This window comes from Microbispora corallina (assembly GCF_016863035.1).
Lineage (GTDB): Bacteria > Actinomycetota > Actinomycetes > Streptosporangiales > Streptosporangiaceae > Microbispora > Microbispora corallina.
In genome coordinates, this window is the sequence record NZ_BOOC01000001.1 from 357517 (window position 1) to 374889 (window position 17373).

At 72.4% G+C, this 17373-nt stretch carries 16 protein-coding genes; 7 read left to right on the top strand and 9 right to left on the bottom strand.

Going from position 1 to position 17373, the window contains the following annotated elements; translation table 11 throughout:
* Position 1: 1 nt before the first annotated feature.
* The 4 genes from mtnK to Mco01_RS01665 are packed head-to-tail and all read right to left on the bottom strand — an operon-like array spanning position 2 to position 4858.
* Positions 2-1246, bottom strand: a complete 1245-nt coding sequence (gene mtnK, locus Mco01_RS01650) for an S-methyl-5-thioribose kinase (protein WP_204055102.1) — start codon at positions 1244-1246, stop codon at positions 2-4.
* Positions 1243-2274 carry an ABC transporter permease gene (locus Mco01_RS01655; RefSeq protein WP_204055103.1) on the bottom strand — a complete coding sequence of 344 codons (1032 nt, stop codon included), beginning with the start codon at positions 2272-2274 and terminating at the stop codon, positions 1243-1245. Before Mco01_RS01655 ends, mtnK begins: the two co-directional genes overlap by 4 nt.
* On the bottom strand, positions 2271-3782 hold the full coding sequence (locus Mco01_RS01660) for a sugar ABC transporter ATP-binding protein (RefSeq protein ID WP_204055104.1): 1512 nt from the start codon (positions 3780-3782) through the stop codon (positions 2271-2273). The genes Mco01_RS01655 and Mco01_RS01660 overlap by 4 nt, the downstream gene beginning before the upstream one ends.
* On the bottom strand, positions 3779-4858 hold the full coding sequence (locus Mco01_RS01665) for a substrate-binding domain-containing protein (RefSeq protein ID WP_204055105.1): 1080 nt from the start codon (positions 4856-4858) through the stop codon (positions 3779-3781). The genes Mco01_RS01660 and Mco01_RS01665 overlap by 4 nt, the downstream gene beginning before the upstream one ends.
* 95 nt (positions 4859-4953) lie before the next feature.
* Between Mco01_RS01665 and Mco01_RS01670 the strand changes: the two genes are divergently transcribed.
* Positions 4954-5544, top strand: a complete 591-nt coding sequence (locus Mco01_RS01670) for a 1,2-dihydroxy-3-keto-5-methylthiopentene dioxygenase (RefSeq protein ID WP_204055106.1) — start codon at positions 4954-4956, stop codon at positions 5542-5544.
* Here Mco01_RS01670 and Mco01_RS01675 read toward each other — a convergent pair whose 3' ends face one another.
* The gene (locus Mco01_RS01675; protein ID WP_204055107.1) at positions 5545-6738 is read right to left on the bottom strand and encodes an acyl-CoA dehydrogenase family protein; all 1194 of its coding nucleotides are present in this window, start codon (positions 6736-6738) and stop codon (positions 5545-5547) included.
* Positions 6739-6852: 114 nt separating this feature from the next.
* Here Mco01_RS01675 and Mco01_RS01680 point away from each other — a divergent pair, with 114 nt between their 5' ends.
* Together Mco01_RS01680 and Mco01_RS01685 are read left to right on the top strand one after the other, a co-directional pair.
* Positions 6853-8574, top strand: coding sequence for a DEDD exonuclease domain-containing protein (locus Mco01_RS01680; RefSeq protein ID WP_204055108.1), 1722 nt, complete (start codon positions 6853-6855; stop codon positions 8572-8574).
* Between the two features lie 69 nt (positions 8575-8643).
* On the top strand, positions 8644-8931 hold the full coding sequence (locus Mco01_RS01685; RefSeq protein WP_036321673.1) for an Lrp/AsnC family transcriptional regulator: 288 nt from the start codon (positions 8644-8646) through the stop codon (positions 8929-8931).
* 216 nt (positions 8932-9147) lie between these two features.
* On the opposite strand, the gene Mco01_RS01690 is transcribed toward Mco01_RS01685, so the two are convergent.
* The 3 genes from Mco01_RS01690 to Mco01_RS01700 form a co-directional block, all read right to left on the bottom strand.
* On the bottom strand, positions 9148-9942 hold the full coding sequence (locus tag Mco01_RS01690; RefSeq protein WP_204055109.1) for a sensor histidine kinase: 795 nt from the start codon (positions 9940-9942) through the stop codon (positions 9148-9150).
* Between the two features lie 141 nt (positions 9943-10083).
* Positions 10084-11127: an anthranilate phosphoribosyltransferase gene (gene trpD, locus Mco01_RS01695; protein ID WP_204055110.1), complete on the bottom strand. Its 1044-nt coding sequence runs from the start codon at positions 11125-11127 to the stop codon at positions 10084-10086.
* Between the two features lie 76 nt (positions 11128-11203).
* The gene (locus Mco01_RS01700) at positions 11204-11599 is read right to left on the bottom strand and encodes a hypothetical protein (protein WP_036321676.1); all 396 of its coding nucleotides are present in this window, start codon (positions 11597-11599) and stop codon (positions 11204-11206) included.
* 161 nt (positions 11600-11760) lie between these two features.
* Between Mco01_RS01700 and ctaE the strand changes: the two genes are divergently transcribed.
* Genes ctaE through qcrB form a run of 4 tightly spaced genes read left to right on the top strand, consistent with a single transcriptional unit; the run spans position 11761 to position 15912 of the window.
* On the top strand, positions 11761-12378 hold the full coding sequence (ctaE, locus tag Mco01_RS01705) for an aa3-type cytochrome oxidase subunit III (protein WP_036321677.1): 618 nt from the start codon (positions 11761-11763) through the stop codon (positions 12376-12378).
* Between the two features lie 17 nt (positions 12379-12395).
* Positions 12396-13208, top strand: a complete 813-nt coding sequence (qcrC, locus tag Mco01_RS01710) for a cytochrome bc1 complex diheme cytochrome c subunit (RefSeq protein WP_204055111.1) — start codon at positions 12396-12398, stop codon at positions 13206-13208.
* Positions 13205-14278: a cytochrome bc1 complex Rieske iron-sulfur subunit gene (gene qcrA, locus Mco01_RS01715; protein ID WP_204055112.1), complete on the top strand. Its 1074-nt coding sequence runs from the start codon at positions 13205-13207 to the stop codon at positions 14276-14278. Before qcrC ends, qcrA begins: the two co-directional genes overlap by 4 nt.
* Positions 14278-15912 (top strand): cytochrome bc1 complex cytochrome b subunit, encoded by a 1635-nt coding sequence (qcrB, locus tag Mco01_RS01720; RefSeq protein WP_204055113.1) that lies wholly within the window; start codon positions 14278-14280, stop codon positions 15910-15912. Before qcrA ends, qcrB begins: the two co-directional genes overlap by 1 nt.
* Before the next feature lie 229 nt (positions 15913-16141).
* On the opposite strand, the gene Mco01_RS01725 is transcribed toward qcrB, so the two are convergent.
* Positions 16142-17317, bottom strand: coding sequence for a L,D-transpeptidase (locus Mco01_RS01725; RefSeq protein WP_239103256.1), 1176 nt, complete (start codon positions 17315-17317; stop codon positions 16142-16144).
* Positions 17318-17373: the final 56 nt, after the last annotated feature.

Consider the following 17373-nt stretch of genomic DNA (forward strand, 5'->3'; position numbering starts at 1 on the left):
GTCAGGCGGGGGTGACGGCGCCGGCCAGCAGGTCGCCGAGACGGTCGAACAGCACGGCCGGCTCCGGCAGTGCCGCGCCCTCCACGAGCAGCAGCCTGGCCGCCCGCAGCACACCGCGGATGGCCCTGACCCGCTCGTCCTCCGGCAGGGTCTCGATGTCGGTGACGCGCGAGAAGCCGATGACCCGGCGGGCGGCTTTGGCCGCGCCCGCCGCCGCGGCGTCGCCGTACACCTTGGCGAGGTAGCCCTCCAGCACGCCGTCGCCGAAGACCCGCGGGTCGGCCCGCCCCGGCCACAGCGCCGCGAACTCCTCTCGGAACGCCGCCCACGTCTGCGCCGCCAGGCCGAGCACCCAGGAGGCGTGGCCCTCGTCGCCGAGCGCCAGGGCGCGGGCGGCCGCCAGGACGTAGTTGCCCCACAGGGCGCCGATGTCGAACCCGACCGGCCCGTAGAAGGCGAACTCGACGTCGAAGGCCCGGGTGGAGCGCGGGGCGCCGGCGGTCTCGGCCCGGACCAGCACCGACCCCGTGTGGAGGTCGCCATGGATCAGCGCCTCGGCGTGGGTCATGAACGCGAGTTTGGCCGCCCCGATGGCCGCCCGCACGTCCGGGTCCCCGGCGTAGGCCGCGACGTCGTCCTCGTTGGCCGGCAGGATCCGGTTGTGCTCGTGCCGGATGTAGGGCTCGGTGAAGACCAGGTCCTCGGTGATCTCGCACAGGTCCGGGTTGACGGACGCGGCGACCGCCGCCTTGTGACCCTTGGCCCCGAGGCCGAACACCGAGGTGCCGAAGGCCACGCGGGCGACGTACCGCCCGAGGTCCCCGGCCGCGCCCTCGTGGCGCAGCCCCTCGTTGAGCGCGCCGCGCCACACCCGGTGGTCGGACAGGTCCTCCATCGCCACCACGTGGCGGGCGGGGTCCTCGTCGTAGATCTCGGGCACCAGGCCGGGCGCGACCGCGTTGTGGACCCGCAGCGCGGCGGCCTCGTAGCGGTTGCGCTCCGGCGTGATCGGCCAGGTGGGGTCCACCCTGACGTACGGCAGGGACTGCTTGAGCACCAGTCCCCGGCCCCCGGCCGTCTCCACCACGAAGACCAGGTTGAGGTTGCCGTCGCCCACCTCGCGTACGGAGGTCAGGGCGGCCGGGTCGGCCAGGCGGCGCAGCGCGGGCCGGGACGCGAGGTAGCCGGGGACGGCGCCGACCGTGAGGATCTCGTAGGACGCGGCGGCGTCGACGGTCGCTGTCACGTGGACTTCCTTTCTCCTCGCCCGGTGTAACTGACCACGAGCGAGCCGATGAGCAGCGCCCCCTGCACGAAGGTCTGCGCGTAGTAGGGCGCGTTGAGCATGGTCAGACCGTTGATCACGACGCCGATGAACAGTGCCCCCACGACGGTTCCCACGGCGTTGGGGCGGTCGGCCCCCAGCACGGCGAACCCGATGAGGGCCGCCGCCACCGACTGCAGCAGGTACGGGTCGCCCGCGCCGACGTCCCCTCTGCCGAGGCGGGCGGACAGCAGGATCCCGCCCACGGCGGCGCACAGCCCGGAGACGGCGTAGGCCGCCGCGCGGTAGCGGGCGACCCTGATACCCGCGAGCCGGGCGGCCTCGGCGTTGCCGCCGATGGCGTAGAGCGCGCGGCCCCACCGGGTATGGACGAGGAACACGTGGACGGCGACCGCCAGCAGGGCGAACACGACAACCGGGACCGGGATGGACGCCACGGTGCCGCCGCCGAGCCAGGCGAAGCCCTCGGTGTAGCGGCCGGGCGCGGGGGCGCCGTCCACCGTCATCCCCGCCGAAACCGACTGGCCCGACGTGACGATCAGGGCGAGCCCCTGGAACAGGAACATGGTGCCGAGCGTGGCGACCAGGTCGGGAACCTTCGCCACCACCGTCAGCAGGACGTTGACTCCCGCCACGACCAGCCCGGCCGCCAGGCCCGCCACGACCGCCGTGCCTCCGGTCAAGTTGAAGCGGACCATCGTCGTCGCCGTGATCATGACCACGAAGCCCACGCAGGCGCCGGCCGACAGGTCGAAGCCGCCCGTCGTCATAGACACCGTGACCCCGAGCGCGACCACGCCGACGACCGCCACCGACTGCAGCACGATCAGGGCGTTGCCGTACGTCGCGAAGGCCGGGGCGAGCAGGGCGAACAGCGGCAGCAGCAGAGCCAGGAGGACGACCAGGCCGTAGCGGCGCACCGCCGCCGCCCCCTGCCGGCTCCGGCGCCGCTCGCGGGGCTCCGAGGGCGCGTCCCGAACGGCGGTCACGCCGCCCGTCCCGACATGAGGGCGGCGAGCCGCGCGGTCGTGGCGCCGGCGGCGTCGATCTCCCCGGCCGGGTCGCCGTCGTGCAGGACGAGGATCCGCCCCGCCAGGTCGAGGACCTCCTGCGGGTCCGACGAGGCCACGACGACGCCCATGCCGGCGGCGTGCCCGGCGAGCGTGCGGCCGATGTCGGCCCGCGCGCCCACATCCACACCCCGGAACGGCTCGTCGAGCAGCAGGAGCCGGGGCACGGCCTCCAGCCAGCGGCCGACCACGACCTTCTGCTGGTTGCCGCCCGAGAGCGTCCCGATCGGGGCGTCCGGGCCGGAGGCGCGGACGCCGAACCGGCGCATCACCGCGGCGGCCGAGTCCTGCTCGGACCGGCGGCGCAGCAGGCCCGCCCGGCTGTGGGCCGCCAGGCGGGGCAGGGTCACGTGGGCGCGGACCGACCACCCCGGCACGATCGCCTGGGCGGAGCGCTCCTCGGCGGCGAACGCGACGCCCGCCCGGACCGCGTCATGCGGGTCGCGCGGACGGTACGGCCGGCCGTCCAGGCGCAGGTCCCCGGTCGCGGGGCGCAGGCCGTAGAGCTGTTCGAGCAGTTCCGTCTTGCCGGAGCCCACGAGGCCGACCACCCCGAGGATCTCCCCCGGCCGCACCTCCAGGTCGAACGGCCGGGCGCCGGGGCGGGTGCGGATCCCGGTCGCCCTCAGGACCGGGACCGCGGGTCCCTCCGGCGCTTCCCGCGGCCCGGCGGCCCGGGGCGTCGCGGCAAGGTCGCCGAGCATCGCCTCGACGACGGCCGCGCGGTCCACCGGAGCGGGCAGCGTCCGCCGCACCTCGCCGTCGCGCAGGACCACCACGCGGTGGCAGACGTCCTCCACCTCCGCCAAGCGGTGCGAGACGTACAGCACCGCCACGCCGGAGGCGGCCATGTCCCGCACCGTCTCCAGCAGCACGCCGGCCTCGACGAAGGAGAGCGTCGAGGTGGGCTCGTCGAGGATCAGCAGACGGGGCCGCCGCGCCACCGCCCGCGCGATGACGATCCGCTGGCGCTCGCTCGCGGGCAGCGCCTCCACCGGGGCGTCGAGCGGCGCGTCGAGGCCGACGGCGGCGGCGATCTCCCGGGCCCGCGCCCGGGTGCGGGCCCGGGTGGTGAACCACCCGGAGCCGCCGCGGGCGAGCACGTCGAGCGTCAGGTTGTCGGCCACCGTGGTGCCGAAGACGATCCCGTCGTCGATGTTCTGGTGGACCGTCTGCACGCCGGCCGCGATGGCGTCGAGGGGGGCGCCCGGCCTGAACTCGCGACCGCCGAGCCGGACCGTCCCGGCCGTGGGCCGGGTCGCGCCGGACAGGACCCTGATGAGGGTCGACTTGCCCGCCCCGTTGGTCCCGATCAGCCCGACGACCTCCCCGGGACGGATCTCCACGGTGACGTCACGTAGGGCCCAGGTGGCGCCGTACCTCTTGGCCAGGCCTGAGACGGACACCACCGGCTCGGCCTGGATCACGAGGCGGCCCAGGGCACCCGGGCGACGTCGGGGGTGATCAGGGCCGGCAGGGCCGCGGTCAGCTGCTGGACGTTGGCGATGCCGGCGTCACGCAGCCGCTTCTGCGTGATGAGCGCGGGGGGCACCTTCAGCGCGTGGTCCACCGGCCGCCCGGCGACCAGCAGGGCGGCGGCGCGCACGGCGATCCGCCCGACGTTGGAGGCGTCGGCCGCCGAGGTGGCGACCCAGGGGCTGCCCGGCTCGGTCATCACGCCGATGTCCGCGGTGGAGACGTCCGCGCCGTAGACCTTCACCTTGTCCTGCAGGCCCAGCTCCTTGACCGCGAGCGTCGCCCCCTTGGCGAACTCGTCGTACGGGGCGAAGATCGCCTTGACGCCGGGGTTGGCCGTGAGCGCGGCCTTGGCCTGGTCGGCGACCGCCGAGGCGGTGGAGTTGTTGACCACGCCGAACTGGGCGACCTGCTTGATGCCCGGGTTGTCCTTCTTGAACTGGGTCCAGACCTCGTTGCGGCGGTCGAGCGGGGCGAAACCGGCGACGTACACGTAGGCCACGTCACCGGTCCCGCCTGTGTCGGCCTTGAGCGCGCCCAGTGCCTGCTCCGCGATCTGCCGGTCGTCCTGGGTGATGGCGACCGCGTCCGGCGACCCGGGGTCGACGTCGTACGCCACCAGGGGAATGCCCTCGGCGACCGCCTTCTTGATGGCCGGCTGGACGGTCTCGGCGAAGCCGTGGTCGACGATGATGGCGGCGGGCCGGCGGCCGATCGCCTGCTCGATGTCGAGCGCCTGCTTGTCGTTGTTGCCGTCGCCGCTGGAGACGTCGAGCGTCACGTTCAGGGCGGACGCCTCGGCCCGGGCTCCCGCGAGCCACTGCTCGAAGTAGTCGCCTGAGGACAACTGGCGGACGAGGGATATCTCCACCTTCCCCGTCGAGAACGGGGTGGGGACCGGTTCAGCGGCGGACGAGGCGGAGGCGGGGGCGGCGGAGCCGGCGGCCGTGGTGCTGGTGGTTCCCTGGGAGCAGCCGGCGAGGACGAGCACACCGGCGACCACTCCGAGGAGTCGTGCCTGGATCACACGGGCAGGATAGGCAGCGCCGCCGACTTTGTCCACTTTTCATGCATGAATAGGCGGGATTGCCGGAACAGGGCTTCCCGACGCAGAATCGGGACATGACATTCCTGACCGTTTACACCGATCACGACAGCTCCGAAACCCTCCTGGAGACAGAGGACCCCGAGGAGATCGCCCGCGCCCTCAAGGAGATCGACGTCCGGCTGCGGCACTGGCCGGTCCTCGACGAGCTGAGGGGCGGGGCCGACCAGGAGCGGGTCCTGGAGGCCTACCGCGACGAGGTGGCGAGGATCGTCGAGGAGGAGGGCTACACGTTCGTGGACGTGGCGCAGCTCCACCCCGACGACGCCCCCGACTGGGCGGAGCGGGCCCGGGCCGCCCGGGAGAAGTTCCTGTCCGAGCACACCCACGACGACGACGAGGTGCGCTTCTTCGTCGGCGGCTCCGGGATCTTCTACCTGCACGTGGACGGCAGGGTCCATGCGATCCTGTGCGAGGCGGGCGACCTTCTGAGTGTCCCGAAGGACACCACGCACTGGTTCGACATGGGCACCGACCCCGAGTTCACCGCGATCCGCTTCTTCCACGACGACGACGGCTGGGTGGGGAACTTCACCGGGAACCCCATCGCGTCCCGGATCCCCGACTTCGACGCCATCGCCGCCCGCCGCGCGTCGCTGCGGTCCTGATCAGCTGTACGGCCCGGGCGTGGGCAGCCTCCCGTTCAGCGCGTGGTCGCCCACCTCGCGCAACTTGTAGGCGATCGGGTCGTGGAGGGTGTGGGTGCGGGCGTCGCGCCAGTAGCGGTCGAACCCCGCCCCCGCCGCGGTGGCACGCGCCCCCATGACCTCGAAGATCGTGGCGGTCACGTCCAGGACGGCGCGCTGCGCCACGACCTTGGCGGCGGACACGGCGAGCGCCGCCTCCCCGCGCTCCCGGGCCGTCAGGTCGCGCCCGCGCGCCACCGCCCGGCCGAAGGCCGCCCGCGCCCGCTCCGCGAGAGCGTCCGCCGCCGCCACCTGGGCGGCCATGTCACCGTATGTCTCCAGCACGTACGGATCGAGGGACGCCGACTCCACCCCGCTGCCCGTCCACGGGCGGGACCTCGTCCGCGTGTACTCGGCGGCGGCGGCCAGAGCCCCCTGGGCGATGCCGGTGTACAGATGCACGAAGACGGCCTGGAACCCCGGCACCACGAGGCTCTGGTCCGGCCGGGCCGACTCCTCGTCCGGCGGCACCCGCCCCACCACCCACCCGGCCGGCACCCGGGCGTCCTCGAAGGCCACGCTCCCACTGGCGGACCTGCGCACGCCGAGGGCGTCCCAGTCGTCGGCGTGGCGGACCCCGGCGTCCCTGCCGTCCACGACCACCATGACCTTGCCGCCCCCGGCGTCCCCGCTCACCACGATCCGGTCGGCCACCTGTGCTCCCGTCGCGAACCCCTTCCGCCCACGGACCCGGTACCCGTCGCCGTCCGGGACCAGGGTCAGCCCGGGGTCGCGGGGGTTGCTGGCGCCGCCCCAGAACCAGCCCTCCCGGGCCGTGCCGCGGGCGGCCCGCTCCGCGAGGTCCGCGTTGCCGTAGTGACCCAGCCGCCACAGGTGCAGGTGGTGGTAGCCGAGCAGCATCGCCGCCGACGCGTCGGCGGCAGCGAGGACGCGGACGGCGGACAGGACCGTCTCCCAGCTCTCCCCCGCACCGCCGAGCTCCCTCGGGACCAGCAGGGCCAGCAGTCCGGACTCCCGGAGCAGCGCGACCTCCGCGAGCGGGGCGGACCCGGCCGCGTCGCGGGCGGCCGCGTCCCGGGCGAGCGCGGAGGCGACCTCCCGCGCCGCCGCGAGCGGATCACCAGGACCCGGACGGCCGGTGGGCGACGTCGTCATTGGAAGCTCACTTTCTACACAAGACCTACCTGAAGAGGGCGAATATAGCGAAGACGGGCGGTGGCCGGCCGGGGGCGCGTCTCATTTGTCGGTGGGGATCTCTATGGTCGTGGCGTGGACGCGGTACAGGGCACCCTCGACGAGCTCGGCACCCCCCTCCGCGAGGTGACGTTCGTCGTCTTCGACCTGGAGACGACCGGCGGCTCGGCCGCGGAGCACGCCATCACCGAGATCGGCGCGGTCAAGGTGCGCGGCGGCGAGATCCTCGGCGAGTTCGCCACGCTGGTCGACCCCGGCAGCCCCATCCCGCCGTTCATCTCCGTGCTCACCGGCATCACCGACGCGATGGTGGTGGCCGCCCCGAAGTTCTCCGAGGTGCTGCCCAGCTTCCTGGAGTTCGTCCAAGGGGCGGCGCTGGTGGCGCACAACGCGCCGTTCGACCTGTCGTTCATCCGGGCCGCCTGCGCGGCGAACGGCTACCCACCGCCGGTCAACCCCGTCGTCGACACGGCCGACCTCGCGCGGCGGGTCCTCACCCGTGACGAGACGCCCAACTGCAAGCTGGGCACGCTCGCCCGGCTGTTCCGCAGTGCCACCGAGCCGTGCCACCGGGCGCTGGCCGACGCCCGGGCGACCGTCGACGTGCTCCACGGCCTCATCGGGCGGGTCGGCTCGCTCGGCGTCCACACCCTGGAGGACCTGCGTGGCTTCGTCCGCGCCCCCACGCCTGAGCAGCAGCGCAAGCGCCACCTGGCCGAGGGCGTGCCCGGCGCTCCCGGCGTCTACGTCTTCGAGGACGCCAAGGGCGAGGCGCTCTACATCGGCAAGAGCACCAACCTGCGCAACCGGGTGCGCAGCTACTTCACGGCGAGTGAGACCCGCTCGCGCATCCGGGAGATGGTCGGCATCGCCGAGCGGGTGCGCACGATCGTCTGCGCGACCGCGCTGGAGGCGGAGATCCGCGAGCTCCGGATGATCGGGTCGACCAAGCCCCGCTACAACCGCCGGTCGCGCTTCCCCGAGCGGGTGGTGTGGCTGAAACTGACCGACGAGCCGTTCCCCAGGCTCAGCATCGTGCGGGAGGTGAAGGACGACGGCGGCGCCTACCTCGGACCGTTCGGCAGCAGCCGGACCGCCGACGACGCCCGCACCGCCATGCACGAGGCGCTGCCGCTGCGCCAGTGCACCGAGCGGCTGTCCCCGCGCGTCCGGCGGGCCGCCTGCGCGCTCGCCGAGATCGGCCGCTGCGGCGCGCCCTGCGAGGGGCGGGAGAGCCAGGAGGCCTACGACCGGCACGTGCGCGGCGCCCGGCACGCGATGGAGCACGACGCCGAGATCGTCTTCTCCGCCATGGAGGCGCGGATGCGCCGCCTGTCGGCCGAGCAGCGCTACGAGGAGGCCGCCGTCGACCGCGACCGGCTCGCCGCCTACGTCCGCACCGCCGCCCGCATGCAGCGGCTGCGCTCCCTCACCCGCATCCCGCAGATGGTCGCCGCCAGCCCGGCCTTCGACGGCGGCTGGGACATCCACGTCGTCCGGTACGGCAGGCTGGCGGCGGCCGGGGTGATGCCCCGCGGCGCCCACCCCGTGCCGTACGTGGACGCGCTGGTGGCGACGGCCGAGACGGTCGTCCCCGGGCCGGGGCCCACCCCCGCCGCCAGCGCCGAGGAGACCGAGTGCGTGCTGCGCTGGCTCGACTCCCCCGGCGTCCGCCTCGTCCGCGTCGAGGGCGACTGGGCCCTGCCCGCCCGCGGCGCGGGCCGCCTGACCGAGCGGATCGAGCGGGCCTACCAGGGCCTGCGGAGCGACCGCCGTGAAGGGCGGCCGCTGCGGTGACGCTAATGTCTGGGACAGCAAGTAAAGGGGCCGAACGAGCCGAAACCACGACCGAGCAGGAGAGCCCGAATGGTCACCGCGATCGTGCACATCAAGGCGGATGTCGACCGGATCCCGGAGGTCGCCCAGGCGATCGCGGAGATCGACGGCGTCAGCGAGGTGTACTCGATCACCGGGGAGTTCGACCTGCTGGCCATGATCCGCGTCCAGAGGTACGAGGAGGTCGCCGAGGTCGTCCCGGGGCGGCTCAACAAGGTCGCGGGGGTGCGTCACACCGAGACGCACATCGCCTTCCGCACCTACTCGCGTCACGACCTGGAGGCCGCCTTCTCCCTCGGCCTCCCCGACGCCGACTGACCCCGGCTGACCCCGGCTGACCCCGACTGACGCCGACTGACGCCGACTGACGCGGCCCGCCGCTGACCGGCGCCGGCTCATGCTGCCCCCCGCCGGACCGGGCCGCGGCACGCCCCGCCGCCGACTCGCGCCGACCTGCGCCGATTCACACTGCCCCGCCACGGGACCGGGCCGCAGCCTGCCTCGGTCAGGTCCCTCCTTATGCGGCGTCGGCCCTCAGGCCGGGCGGAGGAGGCGGACGCGGACCTCGTAGCCGCCGGGCACGGCGTGGGCCGCCACCGACCCGCCGAACAGGGAGGCCCGCTCCCACACGCCGACCAGGCGGTCGTGCCCGGGGCCCCGGTCGCGCGGCAGCCCGTCGTCCCGCACGGCGATCTCCAGCAGCGCGGGCAGCCAGCGCAGCGTGACCTCGGCGGAGCGGGCCCGGCCGTGGCGTGCCGCGTCGGTGAGGGCCTCCTCCACGATGCGGTAGGACGACAATTCCAGGGCCGCCCCGGCGTCCCGGGGTCCGAGCTCGCGCAGCGCGACCCGCAGCCCGGCCGCGCGGAACGCCTCCACCAGGGCCGGAAGCTCGTCGAGGCAGGGCTGCGGCCCGCGCGCGGCGCCGTCCGTGCGGAACAGGCCCACCATCCGCCGCAGATCGGTCAGCACCCGGCGGCCGGACTCCTCGGCGTCGCGGAACGTCTGCCGCGCCCGCTCCGGGTCCTTGTCCATGATCACCCGGCCCGCTCCGACGCCCAGCGTCATCACGCTCAGGTCGTGCGCCACCACGTCGTGGAGCTCCCAGGCGATCCGCAGGCGCTCCCGCGCCACCCTGTCGTCCTCGGGAGCGGGCGGGCCCGTACGACGCCCCACCGGCCCGTACGGCCCTCGCCGCCCCGGCGGCCGGGGCGCGGCCGTGCGACGCGGCGGCGGCGTGCGACGCGGCGGCGGCGTGCGACGCGGCGGGAACACGAGCAGGGCGGCCCACCGGCGGGCGAGCACGACCCATCGGGCGAACAGGCACGTCATGCCGGGAACGGTACGGCCGGCGGAGCGGCCGGCGCGTCCCCACGAAGGCGGATCCGGACTCCGTCCCGGGGCGGACGGCCCCGGCAGGCCGGGATCAGCCCCACAGCGAGCGGCCGTCGTGGGCGGCGGGACGTGGCGGACTCAGCCCTGCAGGGAGCGGCTGACCGCGACCCAGCGCTCCAGCGTGGCGGCGGCGCGGCCGGTGTCGACCGCCTCGGCGGCCCGGGCCAGGGCGGAGCCGAGATCGCCGATCAGGTCGTCCCCCGGTCCGTCGAGGGCGACGAGCGCGGCCGCGGCGTTCAGCAGCACGGCGTCGCGCACCGGGCCGGTCTTGCCGCGCAGCAGGTCGTGCACGGCGCCGGCGTTGAACTGCACGTCGCCGCCGCGCAGGTCGCCCGGCTGCGAGCGCGGGATGCCGATGTCGGTGGGGTCGAAGTGCTGCTGGGTGGCGGTGCCGTCCCTGACCACGAAGACGGTGGAGGGCGCGGCGGTGGACAGCTCGTCGAGGCCGTCGTCGCCGCGGAACACCAGCGCCCGCACGCCGCGCTCCGCGAACACCCCGGCGACCACGGGCAGCATGCGCGCGTCGTACACGCCGATGGCCTGCGCCGCGGGACGGGCGGGGTTGGTGAGCGGGCCGAGGAAGTTGAAGATCGTCGGGACGCCGATCTCCTTGCGGGTGGGCCCGGCGAACCGCAGCGCCGGGTGGTAGACCGGCGCGAAGCAGAAGGCGATGCCCGCCTCCTCCGCGACCCGGGCCGTGGCCTCCGGCGACAGGTCGAGGACGACGCCGAGGTGCTCCAGGACGTCGGCGGCGCCGCACAGCGACGAGGCCGCCCGGTTGCCGTGCTTGACGACCCGGGCCCCGGCGGCCGCGGCGACGACGGCCGCCATGGTGGAGACGTTGACGGTGTGGGCCCGGTCGCCGCCGGTGCCGACGATGTCGACCACCGGACCCTCGACGGTGAGCGGGGTCGCGATGTCGAGCATGGTCCGGGCCAGGCCGGTGACCTCGGCGACCGTCTCGCCCTTGGCGCGCAGCGCCACGACGAAGGCGGTGATCTGCGACGGCGTCGCGGCGCCCGACATGATCTCCGCCATGGCCCAGGCCGCCTCGTCGGTCGTGAGGTGCTCACCCGAGAGCAGGGCGTTCAGCAGCGAGGGCCATGTGGTGCGCGTGTCCATGAGGGCTCCGCGGAGGTCGGTGTCGGAAGGCGAACGGCTAAGGACGGACGGTCGGAAACGAAGGCGGAGGGTGCGGTCAGGCGGTCGGGGCGACGCTGAGCCGGCGGCGCATCAGGCCGGCGACGGTCTCGGCCAGGACGACCGGGTCGAGCGGGTACGCGACGACGGCGTCGGCGCGGGACCAGTTGGCGAGCCAGCGGTCGTCGCGGCGGCCGATCAGCAGCAGGATCGGCGGGCAGTTGTGGACCTCGTCCTTGGCCTGCCTGCTGATCCCCATGCCCCCGGCGGGCACGGCCTCGCCGTCGAGGATCGCCACGTCGATGTCGCCGGCGTCGAGCCGCTTCACCACGGCCGGCTGGGTCGCGCACTCGACGATCTCGACAAGGGGCACGTCCGCGGCGGGACGCCGCCCGATGGCCAGTCGCACCTTCTCCCGGGTGCCTGCGTCGTCGCTGTAGACGAGAACCCTCATGTCACGCTCACTGTCGAATCGCGGGGTATGGTCATCGTGATGCTACCGGCGCGGACGCCGGACGCGTAGCCCGGGGCGATTGCCATGTCGTGCCCCATTCATGGACGATGCGGGGCGCTAGCGGGGGGTCGTGGGGCGACCCGACCTGGAGAGCCGCAATAATGCTGGGCGTGGCGACAGCATCCGCAATTACTACGACGACGAGACCGCATGGGTCCAGCCGCCCGAACCTGGTTCAGGTGGGGACCATCGTGTGGTTGTCCTCTGAGCTCATGTTCTTCGCGGCGCTGTTCGCGATGTACTTCACCATCCGGTCGGTCAGCCTCGGCCAGCATCAGCCCTGGCCCGAGGCGGACCTCAACGTCCCGTTCGCGACCTTCAACACGACCGTTCTGGTCCTGTCGAGTGTCACGTGCCAGCTGGGCGTGTGGGCCGTGGAGAAGGGCCAGGTCAGGAGGCTGCGCTTTTGGTATGTCATAAGCTTCCTGATGGGCGCCTTTTTCGTGGGCGGGCAGCTCTGGGAGTACGGGAACCTCGCGAAGGAGGGTCATGTCCTCTCGCACTCCCCGTACGACTCGGTGTTCTATCTGACCACGGGCTTCCACGGCATGCACGTGACGGGTGGTCTGATCGCGTTCCTCTTCATCCTGGGACGCACGTACGCCGCGAAGCGCTTGACGTATGAGCAGCAGACCAGCGCGATCGTCGTGTCCTACTACTGGCACTTCGTCGACGTGGTCTGGATCGGCCTTTTCGCGACCATCTACATCATCAAATGATCGGAACGGGGATTTCGGTGAACTCCATCACCGCCCGTCGGCGCCATCCCCTCGCGCGAGTCGCCGTCGTGGCGCTCGCGCTGGGCCTGCTCGGCGGCGGATACGCACTCGCCGCGCCCAACGGCAGCACGGCGGACGCCGCGATCGCGTCCGGCAAGGCCGACGACGTGGCGCAGGGCAAGAGCCTCTTCGTTGCCCACTGCGCGAGCTGCCACGGCCTCAACGCCGAGGGCACGAGCAAGGCTCCCACCTTGGTGGGCGTGGGCGCGGCGGCCGTGGACTTCCAGGTCAGCAGCGGCCGCATGCCGGCCGCCGACGCCGGCCCCCAGGCGCCGCGCAAGCCGCGCGCCGAGTGGGTGACCGACGACGCGGTGCGCGACCTCGCCGCGTACGTGCAGTCGCTGGGCGGCGGCCCGACCGTGCCGTCGGCCGAGCAGGTGGACGCCGCGAAGGGCGACCCGGCCAAGGGCGGCGAGCTGTTCCGCGCCAACTGCATCCAGTGCCACAACTTCGTCGGCGCCGGCGGCGCGCTCACCTACGGCAAGTACGCCCCGCCGCTCAACCCGGCGACTCCGACGCAGATCTACGAGGCGATGGTCACCGGCCCGCAGGCGATGCCGGTCTTCAACGACTCCACGATCACGCCGGAGCAGAAGCGCGACATGATCGCCTACATCACCCACGTGCGGTCGCAGGTCGACCCGGGCGGATCCGGCCTCGGCCGGATCGGACCCGTCACCGAGGGCCTTGTAGGGTGGATCGTGGGTCTCAGCCTCCTGATCCTGGCCTCCATCTGGATCACTGCGAAGAAGCGACGGGCGCAGGCATGACAGAGCACAACGAGAACCCCGAGAGCCGCGTGCCGACGCGTGTCATCGGCACGCCGCCCACCGACGGCCCGATCGTCGACAACGACCCGATCCACGTCCCCGCCGACGTTCCCGGCGTCGTCCCGCAGGACCCGGTCAAGGTCCGCAAGGCCGAGCGGCTGGTGGCGTTCCTGTTCCTGATCACCTTCCTGGCCGGCGTGGCGTTCATCGCCTCGTACGTGATCTTCCAGGTGGGCACGATCGACAAGACCGCCGCCTCCAACTACGCGCTGGGCGGCTCGCTCGCCGTCGCGCTGCTCTCGCTGGCCGTCGGCATCACGGTCTGGGTCCGCCAGATCATGCCGAAGTACAACCTCGTCCAGGAGCGCCACTCGATGGCCTCCGACGAGGACACCCGCGAGTACGTCAAGGAGACGTTCCTCCAGGGCGCCGACGAGAGCGGCTTCGTCAAGCACCGGCTGCTGCGCCGCACGCTCCTGCTGGCCGCCGCGCCGCTCGGCCTGGCCCCGCTGTTCCTGCTCAAGGACCTCGGCCCGCTGCCCGGCACCTCGCTGCGGCACACGGTCTGGGGCGAGCCCACCAAGAACGGCAAGCCGCGCCGGCTCGTCGTGGAGGGCACCGGCCAGCCGATCAGGGCCGCCGACTTCAACTCGCCCGGCGGCATCCTCTCCGTGGTCCCCCAGGGCTACGAGGAGGACCTGGACGCCCTGGCCAAGGCCACGCTGATCCTGCTCAAGTTCCGCCCGGAGGAGCTCAAGTCCGGCACGAACCTGAACTGGACGCACGACGGCATCGTGGCGTACTCGAAGATCTGCACCCACGTCGGCTGTCCCGCAGCGCTGTACGAGCAGACGACGCACCACATCCTCTGCCCGTGCCACCAGTCGACCTTCGACGCCGCCGACGGCGCGAAGGTCGTCTTCGGTCCCGCCGCACGGCCGCTGCCGCAGCTCCCCATCGGCATCGACGAGGAGGGCTACCTCGTCGCCAAGTCCGACTTCAAGGTCCCCGTCGGTCCCAGCTTCTGGGAGCGCGGCGACGCCGAAGCCCAAGTAAGGGAGAACGCGTGATGGACGCTCCTCCGAAGGCCATCGTGGGTCCGTCGACCTTCGTGGACGACAGGCTCGGCGCGGGCACCTTCCTCAAGCGCAACCTGAGGAAGATCTTCCCCGACCACTGGTCGTTCCTCCTGGGGGAGATCGCGCTCTACTCGTTCGTCATCCTGCTGCTGACCGGTACGTTCCTGACGTTCTGGTTCAAGCCGAGCATGGGCGAGGTGACGTACACCGGCACCTACGCGCCGCTGTACGGCGTGAAGATGTCGGAGGCCTACCAGTCGGCGCTGCACATCAGCTTCGACGTCCGCGGCGGCCTGCTGATCCGGCAGATCCACCACTGGGCGGCGCTGCTGTTCGTCGGCGGCATGATGGCGCACGCGCTGCGCATCTTCTTCACCGGCGCCTACCGCAAGCCGCGTGAGATCAACTGGCTCATCGGCATCATCCTGCTGACGCTGGCGCTGCTCGAGGGCCTCACCGGCTACTCGCTCCCCGACGACCTGCTGTCGGGCGCGGGCCTGCGGATCACCGAGGGCGTCATGCTGTCGATCCCGGTGATCGGCACCTACCTCGCGTTCTTCCTGTTCGGCGGGGAGTACCCGGGGCACGACGTCATCTCGCGGTTCTACACGATCCACATCCTGCTGATCCCGGGCATCCTGCTCGCGCTCATCACCGCCCACATGATCATCATGTGGGTGCAGAAGCACACGCAGATGGCGGGCAAGGGCCGCACCGAGCACAACGTGGTGGGCGCGCCGTTCTACCCGGCCTTCATGGCCAAGTCGGGCGCGTTCTTCCTGTTCACGTTCGCGGTCATCGCCCTGCTCGGGACGTTCGCGCAGATCAACCCGATCTGGCTGTTCGGTCCGTACAACCCGGCGAACATCTCGGCGGCCTCGCAGCCCGACTGGTACATGGGCTTCCTCGAGGGCGCGCTGCGCATCATGCCGTCGTGGGAGATCAACCTCTTCGACCACACGATCCCGCTCAGCGTGCTGATCCCGGCCCTGGTGCCGCTGGGCCTCGTGATGACCGGCATGGCGCTGTACCCGTTCATCGAGCAGTGGGTGACCGGCGACCGGAGCGAGCACCACATCGCCGAGCGGCCGCGCAACAACCCGCACCGCACGGCGATCGGCATCTCCGCCATCACGTTCTACGGCATCCTCTGGCTGCTGGGCGCGAACGACGTGATCTCGGCCAACTTCAAGATCGACCTGTACACGACCACCTGGATCGGGCGGTTCGCCATCTTCATCGGCCCGGCGATCGCGTACTTCATCGCCTACCGGATGTGCATCGGTCTGCAGCGCAAGGACGCCGAGGTGCTGTCCCACGGCGTCGAATCCGGCGTCATCAAGCGGATGCCGAACGGCCAGTACATCGAGGTCCACACGCCCGCGGCGGAGGACATCGCCGAGCACATCCGCGGCAAGCAGGAGATCCCGGTGCTCACCGGCGCGCCGGACGGCGAGGGCATCCCGCCCAAGAGCGCCCGCACGGCGCTCGGCCGCCTGCGCACCCGGATGAGCGAGGCGTACGGCACGGACCGCGTCCCGCTGGGGAACGGCCACGCGCACGACGAGGAGCACGAGGAGGAGCACGCCGCAGTGGGCGCGGGAGACCGCAAGCAGCTCCACTGAGCGTGCACCGAGGCACTGTCGCCACGAGAACGGCCCGGGAGGGGATGCCCCTCCCGGGCCGTTCCGCTTCCCGCGGCCGAATCCTCACCCATATGGCGGCGGCCACACGGCCGACAGGGCGGCCTCAGGCGCGCGAAAGGCCCCGGTCAGCCCCCAGCGGTTACGCGGGCCCTGAGGCGCGCGAAAGGCCCGGTCCAGCCCCTCCCAGGCGGTAGTGGCCCACCGGCGGCTACAGCGGGTCGGAGGGGGCATCCCGCAGGCGGCTCCACTTGAGCCACTGCGGCCAGGACTCCTGCCAGTGCCCCCAGCCGTTCGTGGGCTCCAGCTCCCGCTTCGTGCCGGTGACGACGATGGGGTCGCCGATGAGCGTGTTGTTCTTGAACCACTTCGCGCGCTCCGGGCTGAGGTTCACGCAGCCGTGGCTGACGTTGGAGTTGCCCTGGTCCCCCACCGACCACGGAGCCCCGTGCACGTACTCGCCGCTGTTGGAGATGCGGACGGTGTCGTAGACGGTGGTCTGGTAGTAGCCGGCCTGTCCGGGCCCCGCGTCCGGCGACGTCATGACCGTGACGTCCTCCCGCGACATGGCCAGGTGGATGCCGCTGGTCGTGGTGTGGCGGTACACGTCGGCCATCCCGGCGCTGATCGGCCAGTTGTGGATCTGCTTGCCGTCCTGCTCGATCGTCATGTAGTGGGTCTGCGTGTTGGCCACGCTGATCTGCGAGCGGCCGATCTCGAACTCGCGGACGTAGTCCTGCTTGCCGTACACGCCGTCGGCGCCGCGGATGCCGGCCAGGCGGGCGATGAACTTCACCTTGGTGTACGCCGGCCAGTACTGCTTCGGGCGGAAGACGACGTTCTTGGCGTCGTACCAGTGCCAGGCCCCGTCGATGGGCTTGGAGGCCTCCACGATGAGGTTGCGCTCCACGGAGACCCGGTCGGTGATCGGCTGGCTGAAGGTGATCATGATGGGCATGCCCACACCCACCTTGAGACCCGTGTCCTGCTTGCTCGGCAGCAGCGTGTCGATGGCGAACGTCTTCGCGGCCGCCCTGGTGGTGAAGCGCACGGTCCGGTCCGCCGCGCCGCTGGGACCGGTGGCGTGCGCCACGACCTCGTACGACAGCCCAGGGGCCATGCACCGCTGGCTGCGCCACTGGGTGTGGTCGGGGCTGAAGAGGCCGGGAACGGGCTGTCCCCCGGCCCGCACGGTGACGCTCGTCAGCTTCCCGTCGACGGCCCCCACCGTGATGGGCAGCTCGGGAGGCATGTCGCGGGCGCCGTCCAGCGGGGTGACGGTGATCGCCGTCCGCCGTGACGTCCCGCCGTCGTCGGACCCGCCCGACAGGGCGGCACATCCGGTGGTCAGCACCAGGAGGGCCAGCGCCCCCGCACCAGCTCGCACGTCGCTCTCCCTCTGCCGGATCGGTTTCCGGGGGTTATTCCCCGATCACGCTCCGT